The following is a 12,565-nucleotide window of genomic DNA, read 5'->3' as shown; positions in this document are numbered from 1 at the left end:
AAAGGCGAATGACGATTAGGTCACTCGCCTTTTTTGTTCTCCAGCCATTTATCTGTTCCGCTCTATTTCCATCTTTCAACTCTCTATATCTTTAATTTATTTGCCCCATAAAAAATGGCCGCATCATTCGATGCGGCCATTTTTAAATCTTGGAAACAGACTTAAAGCACTTTAAGACTAAAAGTATTTTTACAACTTAAAGCATTTTACGAGCAGCTTCTACAACCACTTTGATTGAACGAGCTTCTGTTACTTTTAGTGTTTCGTGATCAGGCGTCTCTTTTTGAGTACGGTTGATGATTACACCAGCAACACAACCCGCTTTAAGACCAGAACTTGCACACATAGTTAGAAGCGTTGCAGATTCCATTTCGAAGTTTAGAACGCCCATATCTTGCCATTCTTGCATAGAGCCTTGGAAACGCTTAACAACGCGACCAGAGAACGTGTCGTAACGCTCTTGACCTGGGTAGAACGTATCACTTGAAGCCGTTACGCCCATGTGAACTGTTGCACCTGATTCATCAACTGCCGCTTTCATTGCTGTTGCAACTTCGAAGTCAGCAACTGCTGGGAACTCCATTGGAGCAAAGTGCAGGCTAGCGCCGTCTAGACGAACAGAACCTGTAGAAACAATCATGTCACCCACGTTTACGTGTGGTTGGATAGCACCAGTAGTACCAACACGAAGGAAAGTGCGAACACCAAGTTGAGCAAGCTCTTCAACTGCGATAGAAGTAGATGGACCACCGATACCTGTTGAACATACAACAACTGGCTTGCCGTCTAGCTCTGCGCGGTAAAGCGTGTATTCACGGTGACTAGCAAGAAATACAGGATTCTCCATCTCTTCGGCAATTTTTTGCACACGAGCAGGATCACCAGGAATGATCGCAAGAGTAGCACCGTTAAGATCTGCTTCAGTAACACCTAAATGGAAAACAGCTTGAGACATAGTTCGCTCCTTTTGGCTTATTGGGCTTTGTTAACCCTTATTTAAGCTCATAGTAAATTCGTGGGGTACGAACACACTCTAACCAAGCTCATTACAAAATGAAGTGACGAGCGTCACACCAATGATCGCAACAAGATTTCAAGTTTCACGAAAAACCGATTGGCATCACAAAAATAAGCAATCCATACGCCTACGTTGCATACTAATGAGACAAAAAACGCCTTTAGCTTATTAAGACTAAAGGCGTTTATTTGCATCAAAATAGTGAATATTAGCTAGAAGTGCTTAATCCGCTTTTGATTTGAATCGAAGTAAACGCAGAGCGTTGAGTGTCACCAAAGCTGTTGCGCCACTATCCGCTAAGACTGCCACCCATAAACCGGTAATACCCAGTAAGCTTGTCACCAAGAACACGCCTTTCAAACCGAGTGCAAGTGCGACATTTTGACGGATGTTATTCATGGTCGCTTGCGACAGTTCAATCATCGCAGGGAGTTCTGTTAAGCGATTATGAGTCAGAGCTGAGTCAGCCGTTTCCAACGCCACATCTGTGCCACCGCCCATTGCTATACCCACATTAGCGGTTTTCATAGCCGGCGCATCGTTGATGCCATCGCCCACCATGGCGACGTGTGACTGCTGAGATAACTGTTCAACGTAAGACACCTTATCGCTTGGCAATAGGCTTGCTTTATACTGCATACCAATCTTGCTGCTGATCGCTGCCGCGCTTCGCGGGTTATCCCCAGTAAGCATGATAGATTGAATTCCCAAGTCATTGAGTCGTTCAATCGCAAGCTTAGCGTCACTACGTAACGTGTCTTGCCAAGCAATCAGACCAATCACAGTCGCAGCTTGCTCGGTTGATTCTTCTTGATCTTTAAGCTCAAGAGCAACCACAACCGTCTTGCCCTCGCCTTCTAATGCCTCAACCTGAGAAACAACATCGGCACCAAGATCGAACGTCACCTTAGAAGGCGATAGAACCTGATACTTAATTCCGTCGACATCGCCTTCAACACCACTACCGATCAGCGCGGTCTTGTTGTGTGATTCAGGAATATCAATATTCAGTTCTTTCACTTTAGCAACTAGCGACTGCGCCAATGGGTGAGTAGAACCCACTTCAATTGCTCCAACCACACGAAGCATCGCATCTTGTTGCCAACCCGATAGAGGCTGAATGTCCGTAACCTGAGGCTTACCTTCAGTCAGTGTGCCCGTCTTATCGAAGGCAATAGTTTGAATTTTACCAAGCTGCTCCAGTGCTGCGCCGCCTTTAATTAGCGCACCACGTTTCGCGGCGGCTGCCAAACCAGACGTAATCGCGGCTGGAGTCGAGATAACCAACGCACACGGACAAGCAATCAACAATAGCGCTAAACCACGATAGACCCACGTTTCCCACGGCTGGGCGAACAGCAATGGTGGTGTGATGATGACTAAAAGAGCAACCAGCATCATTAACGGTGTATACCAGCGACTGAACTTATCGAGGAATCGCTCGAGTGGCGCTTTGCGAGATTCGGCTTCTTCAATCAGGTGAAGAATACGGTCGATCGCGTTCTCACCCTGTTTTGAAGTGATGGTAATGCGCACCACTTTATCGACCACCACAGCGCCAGCCATGATGCTATTGCCTTCGATATGTTCAACAGGAACAGATTCACCGGTTAACGCACTTTCATCAAAGCTTGCTGCGTCGGTAATCAGTTTGCCATCAGCAGGTAAACGAGAGCCCGCCGCCACTTCAATCACATCACCGGGAACCAGTTCACTGACTGCAAATTCGACACGCTCGCCGTTGATAATCTTAGTCGCGTTTTCTGGTACCAATGCCATTAGCGCTTGAACGCCACTTCTTGCTCTTGATGAAGCAAACGCTTCTAAGCGCTCACCAATCAAAAACAACAGTAAAACCATCGCCGCTTCCGCGGTTTCGCCCAGATACAAGGCACCCAGCGCGGCAACACTCATTAGAGTTTCTATTGCGAAAGGTGTACCTGAACGTGCCAACTGAACCGCTTTCTTAGCCACCGGATATAATCCGAGTAGACAGGTTGCGGTGAATAAGCCTTCACTTAATTGAGGATATGTACTTTTCAGAAGCGCAGCGAACAGCATTGCCGCTGCAATCGCGATAATCTGAAAATTAGGTTGGATGTACGCTTGCCAAAAAGTCTCAGGTTGTTGTTTTTCTTTCTTAGAACCGACTTCCGAAAGAGGGAAACCCGTTTTGATAGAGACCTGTTCAATGGTGTCGGCAAGACTTTCATTATCGAATTTAACAACCAGTTTTTCGGTAGCAAAGAGAACCTTCGCTTGAATAACACCGTCAATATTACTGATCGCGTTTTCTATTTTTCTTGCACAAGCTGGGCAGTCCATTCCGGCAACCAGCCAACTTTTGGAAAATTGGGCGTTGAGAGACTCAGTTAAGGGCAGCCGGTCTTCTTCTCCACTGTCTGAACCACAACAATCATCTGCTGATGCAGAAGCCGTCGTAGAACTACAGCATGATGAAGTACCCGCTGCCGTGATGCTAGAAATTTTAGGGCTGGAACAGCTTGCTCCTGCCGCTTGAGGTTGAACGTCCACTTTTGTTGAGCGGCACGCTGCATGTTTTGCGCACATAATGTATCTCCTTAATACTCAAAAGCCTTGAGGTTGTTGCCGGCTAATCACAGCAACCAAACCTTAAGTTCATCAAAAGTATAAACCTTGGAGGTAACTCCAAGGTCAAGAAGAAATTGTCCAAGGCCAAGAAGAAATTTGCAAACCGACCAACCTCATATTGGAATGCCGGTTTTATTGCGACTTGAACTCTTTACACTCTTCTCTGTTCGCAGATACATCATCAATAAGAACCGCATCGTGTGAACAAAACGGCTGTGTATTCAAGCTCACTATCGACACATCGTCTTCTACAGGGTCAACTTGGGAACCTTGCATAAGCTCGGCAATATGATAGCGAAGCACCAAGGTACCAAGTATTCCGAACAAAACATTACCCAAGGCTTGCCCATACAACACACCCAATGCGCCATACCATTGCGAGCCTAAGTAGACGAACGGCAATGTACCGAGAGTGGCTTTACCCAGATTCAGTGCTGTCGAGTAAAGCGGTTTACCCAGATTATTGAAAGAAGTATTGGCAACAAACAGCGCGCCATTAAAAGTAAAGGTTAAGGCGACATAAGTACAAAATGCCGCAACAATAATTGCAGCATCACCTTGCAGGCTAAAGCCTTGGATCACATAGTCTTGGACAAAGTACAACAGAATACAGACGGCGATGGTGTATGCCGTAGTAACCAACAATGAGTTGTTGAGTGTTTCTTTTACTCTGTCCATTCGTTCTGCACCAAAGTTTTGCCCAATGATTGGGCCGACAGCGCCGGACAAGGCAAAAATAACCGCAAAGCAAACTGGCGTTAGACGACCAATCACGGCAAAGCCCGCGACAAAATCCTCGCCGTATTGCGCGATACCCGTTGTCACAATCGCATTACCGATAGGTGTTGCGGTGTTAGTGATAATGGCGGGAAGCGCAATGGCCAATATAGGGCGAATATTAATGCGCCACTGCACCAGTGAAGGAGGTGCAACCAAGTGATGACTACGAATCAGAGGATACAGCGAGAAGAGAAGCACCGAAAAACGGGCAAAAACAGAAGCAATAGCCGCCCCTTCTATATTCCAGCCAAAGCCAAAAATAAACAGGGGGTCCAAAATCGCATTAACGATACCGCCTGACAAGGTCGCCCACATCGAACGTTTGGCATCACCTGCCGCTCTTAAGCCCGCACCCGCTGCCATCGCCAACGCCAAAAAGGGACCACTTGGTAGCAAAATCTGTAGGTAAGCTTGAGCACGCTCTGCGGCAACCCCTTTTGCCCCTATAGCGGCTAACAGTTCTGGGATATAAGCAAACATCACCGCGGTAATCGTCAAACTGATGACAAAAGCGGTCAGCATAATACTGGTGGCGAGGTTTCGAGCGTGTTCCTGATTCTTTGAACCGATCGCTTTGGAAACTAACGCGCCCATAGCAATGGAAGTACCGATCGAAACGGAGGTAGAGAAAAAAGTCAGCGTGCCTGCAAAACCCACCGCAGCGGCCAATTCGACTTGTCCCAACATACTGATGAACAGCATATCGAGTAAATCGACCACGAATAACGCCATCAAACCGACTGAGCCAGCCCCCGACATCACCAATATGTGGCGCATCGTTGAACCTTCTACAAACTTTGCCGTTTGATTTGACATGAAACCTCCAAAAGCTGGGACACCCACAAGCAAGCTCCCTAAACTAGTGACCCAAAGCTAGCGTCCCACAAGCTAGGGAGCGACAAAGAAAGGATCGACCAAGAAAAGCTCTATACAGAAAAAAGGCGCTAGTGCGCCTTTTTTCAATTGAAGGTATTGAGAAAAATAATCGTTCTTAACACGCTACTATACCTGATGTTTGAAGCATTCTTCCAAGTTCTTGCCAATTGCTCTCAAAACATCGGTTCTGGTGATCATACCCACTAGCTTTTTGTTATCGAGCACTGGATAAGCTTTGGGTTTACCCACTTGCATCATATCTGCCAATTCAATGATGGATAAGTCTGGTGATACCGACAGCACCTCTTGGTACATGCAATCACCCACAATGTGTGTGTCTTGGCAGAAATAGCTCACCTTCACCAATTTTTCTAATAAATCTTGCTCAGAAAGGAAACCAATAACTTGCTCATTATCATCAATTACTGGACCGCCCATGTGATGGCTGCTCATTACTCTATCTAACGCGAGACTTAACGGCATGTCAGGAGTGAATGTCACAACCTGCGGCGTCATGTAATCTTTCACTTTTATTGAATGCATTTCGTTCTCCCTAAATACTTTTCGTCATGTCTTTTTCTATCTTGTTAACCTAATTGTTGTCTAAAATCTTGATTTTACTAAATGGATTTCAACAATTTTATTGATAGGTAAAACCTACCAAGGCGAGAAAACAAGGTCACAAAAGGCTTGTGAGCATTTTTACGCGAGCAAAAAAATAAAAAATAGAGTCCTTACAAAGCCTTACTTTATGACACTGGCTTGAATGAATAAACCTTGTACTCTTCACACCATAAATAATTATATCGTTACAATTAGGCCATTTATGCAACACAACAACAGTATGTACGCGTACATTTATTCCGGTGTCGATGGTACAGAAAACACCCTCATCGCCACTGTCGATAATCAAGAAAAGCCGCTTATCTCTAGCTGCGTCGATGAGATAAAACACATGTCTAGCTTAGCGATTGATCTGGCGGCAAAACACAATTTGAAAGTAAAGCTGGTCAAATACCAAAGAGAGCAAGAAATCGACTTCGGCTTGTTCGTTAAATAGCAGACTCATCGCACATGTCTTGACTCACAAGCTCAACAAGCATTGTCAACGACACATGAATACCGTATTTTGTGGCAAGTTCTTGAGTAGGTAATCACATTGACGATGATTACCTGCTTTAACCGATAAGCGCTCGAATTGGAGACATCCGTCGCACCGCTTTTCATTGTCCAAACGGTGCACTATGACTTCGCTTCGTTCGCCTCACACTGTTCTATCTCACTTTATCCCTAAGCTAAAAAGCTACTTTAGCGAATTGTTAGATTTCCAATCGCGCATTTGGGTGGTTCATATCTTTGAAGACTCCATCACCGATCAGTCCTTTGTGATAAATGAAGATGGCTTTAAAGAGCCTTTAGAGTGGATGAAGAAACGAGCCTATCAAACCGCGATGCTTGAACGAGTAGAGAAGATGAAAATCTCACAAGTCATTGAGATTCAATTTGAAGACAAGATGCATCGATTGATGCGAGTAAAGTAACTCTTATTGTTTGATCATTCACGAAAGCCCTTTGCTAGAAATCAAGCACAAAAAAGGCCAGCACTCGCTGACCTTCTCTCATTGATTAAAAACCATCCTCTAACGCGCACAATACTCATGCCACAGACGCACCGCTTTCTGGTATGCCTCAGTTTTATCGTGCGTTTCTGCGAATAAAATCGCAGTCATACTGTCCACAACACTGTTCGCCATCAACTCCATCTCATCTTCCGGTGTACCCAGCACACATTCAGAAGGCAGAGGCAGTTCAACATTCATCGTGCCTTCCCAGTAGAAAGATTCCACCTTCTCAGGAGAACTCATCCACACAGTTTGACTCACCTTAGGGTTGTATTCTGATTCGCCATTCATGCCTTTAAATGAAATCACCGAGTGGGATTTATTACCAATGACATGCTCAACTTCAGCGTGTAACTGAGGAAAGCCCGGGTGAAAACTTCCACGTAAGCCCAAACGGCCACCACCTGGGTTCAATGCTCGAACTACCGTGTTGATCGGTGTTCTCAGCCCGTAGCGGTGTTTCCAACCGATCATGGTTTGCGCTTCAGGTGCGAAGTTCGCCAAAGGCAAATAGGCGATACCATCCGCTTCAAGTATCTGCTTGGCGTCTTGTGGGTCTTGAGCTCGGCGAACACCAACACACTCTAGGTGAGTCTCAACGTGCGTCCTACCGCTCGGCTTATCCATATAGCCATGCATTAAGACTTTATAGCCATTATCAGCTAAGATTTTTGCCGCCAGCAAGTTCCAAGGCTTACCACTGGCAGTATCGTTACGCTTACCTGCGTAGCACGGCCAGTCAATATCAGCGCCTAAGTCTGGTACTCGAGATTGAAAGGCTTTTACAAAGCCTGCGATCTCTTCATTGGTTTCATTCTGCACACGAATCAACATCAGTAGCATAGCCATTTGGTCGTCACCGACCTCTCCGCTTAAATACTCATCCATGATGCGGTAGGCTTGTTCGAACGATAAAGGCTTACGCCCTCTTTCTCCTCGTCCAACTGTACGAATACACTCTAAAATACTACTCATTGATTGTTTATTCTCTTCCGTTGATATCAATAAAATTCGAATACGCTTTCGATTCTATGATACCCACAGTGCATTGCAAAGCGATTCAGTTGCTATCGACCTAATTACCAATACGTGGATTGGTGTTCTAAAAGTAAACTTACTGGTGTAAAATTATCGTATGCAATGCTAACTGCGACCTATTGAGTAATATCCAAATGACTGTAAAAAAAACGCTGAGCCAAAGAAAACGTGAATCGATCGTTGCCGCTGCTATCGCAGAGTTTACTGAGCACGGTTACAAGGCCACCAGCATGGATAAAATATCGAACCGCGCGGAAGTATCAAAGCGCACTGTATACAACCACTTTGCCAGCAAAGAACTGCTTTTAGATGAGATTCTAGACAGTATTTGGAGCAAGACTCTCGCCGCGACGCATTTCCCTTATCAAGCAGAACTGCCTCTTAATGAGCAGCTCGCTTCGATTGCTAATCAAGAACTAGAGCTTTTAGAATCAGAAGGCTTTATCGATTTATCTCGCGTGCTGTTCTCAGAGTATTTCCATAACGCCGAACTGGCGCATCAAGCTATGGAGAAATATTCCCAAGCAGAAAGTGGACTCACAACCTGGATTAAAGCAGCACAGGCAGATGACCGCTTAATTGAACTAGACCCTCTATTTGCATCTACCCAATTTATTGCACTGTTAAAGTCTTTTGCATTTTGGCCACAAATCATTGGTCATGCGCCGTCACCGGATGCGGAACACAAACAGGTGATCATCCAGTCCAGTGTCGAGATGTTCCTCAAGCAATATCTGGCTTCATCAGAATCACGCTTATTCAAATAAATCTAAGTCACATACAGCTAAGCCACATGACACTGAGTCACCTAAAGCTAAGCCAAAATTTGAACCGAGCTAAGTTTTGCTTTGTTTGATTGGAGAAGAGTAAAAGGGTGAGGTATCATCCACCCGCTTCACTCGTTTACCAAGACTAAGAATTTATGCCAAAGTTGATTAACAAAATTTGGGTACACGCTTTCATGCTCTTCGCTATGCTAATGGCCACCATTAGTGTGGACAGCATCGCGAGCAGCAATGCTCTGCAAGCACCCCAAGCTCAATCAACTTCTGCCAATAGCTTCTCTTTCTCTGCTTCTAACATCAGTTCTGTAGAGAGCACCCCAACACCTTTTTCCAGCGCACAACCCAACGTTGAGCACCACTGTTGTGGATCGGTCTGTCTACTGAAAATGCCACCACTTATCGTTTCTGAATCTTTCGAACCGCAGATTGAATCACTGGCACTGATAGAAAAAGAGCCTTCGCACAAAGCGATTGTTTCACCACAAGCGCCATACCGCCCCCCTATTTCCTAATCGTTTGTCCCTGTTTGGCAATATCTGCCATCAAGTTATAACAGCATTTTTGCTGTATCAAATGACATCCGAATTTAGGAAATGAACACATGAAAAAGCTATTTAGCCTCTTTGCCGCTCTACTCTTGAGCGCTTCAGTAAACGCCGCACAATTTGAAGAAGGCACGCACTACAAAATCCTTGATGTAGCAAAGTCCGACAAGCCTGTCGTTACCGAATTTTTCTCTTTCTACTGCCCGCATTGTTACAAGTTTGAAGGGGTCATTAAGTACCTAAAAGCAGACTTGCCAAAGTCAGCAAGCTTCGAAAAAGTGCACGTCGCTTTTATGGGTAACAACATGGCAGTACCAATGGCGAAGGCTTACGCGACCATGATTGCTCTAGACGCTGAAGAAAGCATGGTTCCTGCCATGTTTGCTAAGATCCATGAGAAGCAACAAACACCAAAAAATGAAGCAGAACTGCGTGAAGTTTTCATTGATAACGGTATCGATGCGAAGAAGTTTGATGCGGCATACAACGGCTTTGCAGTGAACTCGATGCAAAAACGTTTCGATAAAGAGTTTGATCAAAGCACACTAACAGGTGTTCCTGGAGTTCTGGTTAACAACAAATACATCGTGAAACCGGATCAAATCAAGAGCTACGAAGAGTACAACCAACTAGTGAATTACCTGCTAACGCTCTAAGTCCGTTTTTCATCTCAAAGCCAGTGATTTCATCGCTGGCTTTCTTATATATGAAGTCTCCCTAGTCACTCACCATTCCCGTAAATCCGCTTGGGAAGTATTGTTAACTGGCATCCTCCACAATTTTTCATATACTGCACTCAATTAAGCTATCCACTATGCTGTAGCATTCAAAATATTAGCACTCAAATATTGGGACCTTTATGATCATTCTGACCACAAACTTTGGCGACATTGAAATTGAACTGAACCTTGAAAAAGCGCCGGTAACGTCGAAAAACTTCCTTAAATACTGCCAAGATGGCTTCTACGAAGGCACAACATTTCACCGTGTTATTGAAGGTTTCATGATTCAAGGTGGTGGACACACTATCGACATGACAGAAAAGCCAACTCGTGCACCTATTGTGAATGAAGCTAACCGCGGCTTAAAGAACGTGATTGGATCTCTCGCAATGGCTCGCACTGACGCACCCCATTCAGCAACGGCGCAGTTCTTTATCAACCTTGACGACAATGATTTCCTTGATCATACAGCAACCAGCAACTCAGGTTGGGGCTACGCTGTGTTTGGCAAGGTTTCAGCAGGTATGGATGTGGTAAACAAGATTGCGCTTGCACCAACCACCACTCGCTGGGGACATGAAGATGTGCCGTGTGAAGACATCGTGATTACTAAAGTCACTGTTCGCGACTAATTCACTCACGCGCTTTCCTGCCCCTAGTGCATTCGAATTAATTGCACAAAGAAAAGAAGGCAGCGCGATAGGGCTATGGTGGTAAGGGTTCGACTTTACCACCTGTATTCAAAGCTCGTTGTTAGAACCGTTACCAACGAGAGCGGTAAGTACGGTGACATCCTTTACAAGTATTGTTCACAGAATCTAACCCTTGTTCTGCGCTCGACAAATCTTGCTCAACACTCGCTTGATAAAGCTCTGAAAAGCCTCGGTTCATCTGCAACATCAGTTGGTTAAATTTCTCAGGCTTGCTCCAAATCTCCTTTTTTGCCTTACCTCCAGTATCACCTTCAGCAAAACTCACATTCAATACGGTTCCATGTTCCACCAACATTTCACTTAGCTCACCCACTTTCAGCCAATCCACATCACTGTTATTCAATTCTGAATCAACTTGTTTAGTAACCTCTTCAATAGAACTGAAAGCTTGCTGACGATTATTTACAGCATCCGCTGCGGCGATAGAGATCATAGGTAGAGCAATCGTAGGCAGTGCGATGATTAGAGCGATAGTGAATTTTTTCATAATGTCATTCCTAGTGATTAATTGATTGAGTGCTTAATTGACTGAATGATTTCGTCGTTAATTACTGATTGGTTTCTTAGTAAATTACGGCTTGATAGTTCAGCCGTAATCGATGAGATGCATTTAATTTACACAACAATAGTTGCATACGCAACTATTGTTGTGTAAATTATCCCCACCGAGCAAATTCGCAAACAGGAAAAGCATTATGAAAATCTGGGATCTACCAACTCGACTTTATCACTGGCTTCAAGCCGCACTCTTTATTGGACTTGCTGCGTCAGGGTTTAACGGACAAGGCCCTCATGTTTACTTAGGCCTCGCACTGTTCAGTCTGATTTTATGGCGCTTGGTTTGGGGAGTCGTCGGCAGCGATACCAGTCGCTTTTCTCAATTTATTAGCTCTCCAAAATCGGCTTGGATTTACTTACGGGGAAAAGCACGACCAAAACCGGGCCATAATCCGTTAGGTGCGTGGATGGTGATAGGAATGATCACGACTCTGTTTGTCCAATGTATGACAGGGCTTGTTATTGCTGGTTTCTTTGATGCGATTCCAGGTTCGGAACTCGTAATTACTGATGCAGTATTCGATGTGTTATGTACGGTGCATGGCATTGCAGCACGTATGTTAGTGGTATTTGTCATACTGCACTTGGTGGCCATTATCATCTACAAACTGCGTTCAAAGCCGCTAGTCCTTGCCATGATTACAGGTAAACAAAACCATTCAGCGTCAACGGATTATTTCAGAAATGGCAGTCAATTAGCTTTTTCATCAAATAGGAAAGCGTTGTTGGTGCTAATTGCATCGGTATTAGTTACGATGACAATAGTTGTAATATCACAGTAAAGTTAGGTAGCGAAAGATGCCAGAAGAGTTTGATAGACAAAAAAGCTTTGGTTGGATGATCAATGTGATCGCCAATAAAGCGACCAAAGATTTTGACACGGAATTGAAGGAACATGGCTTAACCATTGCTCTATGGCCAACCATGATGTGCCTTTGGGAAGAAGAAGGACTTACACAGCGTGATATTGCTGCGAAGTCCAAAGTCGAGAATTCGACAACAACACGAACATTAGACAAGCTAGAAAAGCTTGAGTTGGTTGAACGCAGAGCCGATCCAAACAGTCGTCGTTCTTTCAGAATCTACTTAACGGAAAAAGGGAAAGCACTCGAAGAACAACTCGTTCCAATCCCTATTCGTTTAAACAAAGAATTAATGAATGAGTTGGACGCTGAAGAACAACAGCAGATGATCAAGCTACTTCAAAAGATGGTCGCAGCGATCTGATCTTACTGTGACCGGAGCTTATTGCTAGTGCATGCTTAATGAGTTCTAAACATACACTAACAAACAAT

The 12,565-nt window shown here is 44.6% G+C and carries 14 protein-coding genes; 8 read left to right on the top strand and 6 right to left on the bottom strand.

Annotation, left to right across the window (positions count from 1 at the left end; translation table 11 throughout):
* Positions 1-196 precede the first annotated feature (196 nt).
* The 4 genes from udp to AC3CID_RS05165 form a co-directional block, all read right to left on the bottom strand.
* On the bottom strand, positions 197-955 hold the full coding sequence (udp, locus tag AC3CID_RS05180) for a uridine phosphorylase (RefSeq protein WP_004736272.1): 759 nt from the start codon (positions 953-955) through the stop codon (positions 197-199).
* A 285-nt stretch (positions 956-1,240) separates the two neighbouring features.
* Positions 1,241-3,589 carry a zinc/cadmium/mercury/lead-transporting ATPase gene (locus AC3CID_RS05175; RefSeq protein ID WP_488527036.1) on the bottom strand — a complete coding sequence of 783 codons (2,349 nt, stop codon included), beginning with the start codon at positions 3,587-3,589 and terminating at the stop codon, positions 1,241-1,243.
* Positions 3,590-3,763: 174 nt separating this feature from the next.
* On the bottom strand, positions 3,764-5,227 hold the full coding sequence (locus tag AC3CID_RS05170) for an MATE family efflux transporter (RefSeq protein WP_017086104.1): 1,464 nt from the start codon (positions 5,225-5,227) through the stop codon (positions 3,764-3,766).
* Between the two features lie 186 nt (positions 5,228-5,413).
* Positions 5,414-5,830, bottom strand: coding sequence for a CBS domain-containing protein (locus AC3CID_RS05165; RefSeq protein WP_054546682.1), 417 nt, complete (start codon positions 5,828-5,830; stop codon positions 5,414-5,416).
* 283 nt (positions 5,831-6,113) lie between these two features.
* Between AC3CID_RS05165 and AC3CID_RS05160 the strand changes: the two genes are divergently transcribed.
* On the top strand, positions 6,114-6,347 hold the full coding sequence (locus tag AC3CID_RS05160; RefSeq protein ID WP_004736278.1) for a hypothetical protein: 234 nt from the start codon (positions 6,114-6,116) through the stop codon (positions 6,345-6,347).
* Positions 6,348-6,531: 184 nt separating this feature from the next.
* Entirely contained in the window at positions 6,532-6,828 is a 297-nt protein-coding gene (locus AC3CID_RS05155; RefSeq protein ID WP_054546683.1) for a hypothetical protein, read from the top strand.
* Between the two features lie 99 nt (positions 6,829-6,927).
* Here AC3CID_RS05155 and AC3CID_RS05150 read toward each other — a convergent pair whose 3' ends face one another.
* Positions 6,928-7,884, bottom strand: coding sequence for a glycosyl transferase family protein (locus AC3CID_RS05150; RefSeq protein WP_054546684.1), 957 nt, complete (start codon positions 7,882-7,884; stop codon positions 6,928-6,930).
* A 197-nt stretch (positions 7,885-8,081) separates the two neighbouring features.
* Between AC3CID_RS05150 and AC3CID_RS05145 the strand changes: the two genes are divergently transcribed.
* The 4 genes from AC3CID_RS05145 to AC3CID_RS05130 all read left to right on the top strand — a co-directional run bounded on the left by AC3CID_RS05145 (position 8,082) and on the right by AC3CID_RS05130 (position 10,631).
* Complete coding sequence (locus AC3CID_RS05145; protein WP_054546685.1) at positions 8,082-8,714, top strand: TetR/AcrR family transcriptional regulator; 633 nt, start codon at positions 8,082-8,084, stop codon at positions 8,712-8,714.
* Between the two features lie 155 nt (positions 8,715-8,869).
* On the top strand, positions 8,870-9,244 hold the full coding sequence (locus AC3CID_RS05140; RefSeq protein ID WP_054546686.1) for a hypothetical protein: 375 nt from the start codon (positions 8,870-8,872) through the stop codon (positions 9,242-9,244).
* Positions 9,245-9,333: 89 nt separating this feature from the next.
* A complete protein-coding gene (locus tag AC3CID_RS05135; protein ID WP_488527035.1) occupies positions 9,334-9,933 on the top strand; it encodes a thiol:disulfide interchange protein DsbA/DsbL in 600 nt (199 codons plus the stop codon).
* Between the two features lie 203 nt (positions 9,934-10,136).
* Complete coding sequence (locus AC3CID_RS05130; RefSeq protein ID WP_004736286.1) at positions 10,137-10,631, top strand: peptidylprolyl isomerase; 495 nt, start codon at positions 10,137-10,139, stop codon at positions 10,629-10,631.
* Positions 10,632-10,761: 130 nt separating this feature from the next.
* Here AC3CID_RS05130 and AC3CID_RS05125 read toward each other — a convergent pair whose 3' ends face one another.
* Complete coding sequence (locus AC3CID_RS05125; protein ID WP_488527034.1) at positions 10,762-11,199, bottom strand: c-type cytochrome; 438 nt, start codon at positions 11,197-11,199, stop codon at positions 10,762-10,764.
* Positions 11,200-11,407: 208 nt separating this feature from the next.
* Between AC3CID_RS05125 and AC3CID_RS05120 the strand changes: the two genes are divergently transcribed.
* Both AC3CID_RS05120 and AC3CID_RS05115 read left to right on the top strand, forming a co-directional pair.
* Positions 11,408-12,052 carry a cytochrome b/b6 domain-containing protein gene (locus AC3CID_RS05120; RefSeq protein ID WP_488527033.1) on the top strand — a complete coding sequence of 215 codons (645 nt, stop codon included), beginning with the start codon at positions 11,408-11,410 and terminating at the stop codon, positions 12,050-12,052.
* Between the two features lie 16 nt (positions 12,053-12,068).
* Positions 12,069-12,497 (top strand): MarR family winged helix-turn-helix transcriptional regulator, encoded by a 429-nt coding sequence (locus tag AC3CID_RS05115; protein ID WP_054546690.1) that lies wholly within the window; start codon positions 12,069-12,071, stop codon positions 12,495-12,497.
* Positions 12,498-12,565: the final 68 nt, after the last annotated feature.

The sequence above is a fragment of the Vibrio sp. QJM3NY_21 genome, assembly GCF_057785975.1.
This window is presented reverse-complemented; position numbering and strand designations above follow the sequence as displayed.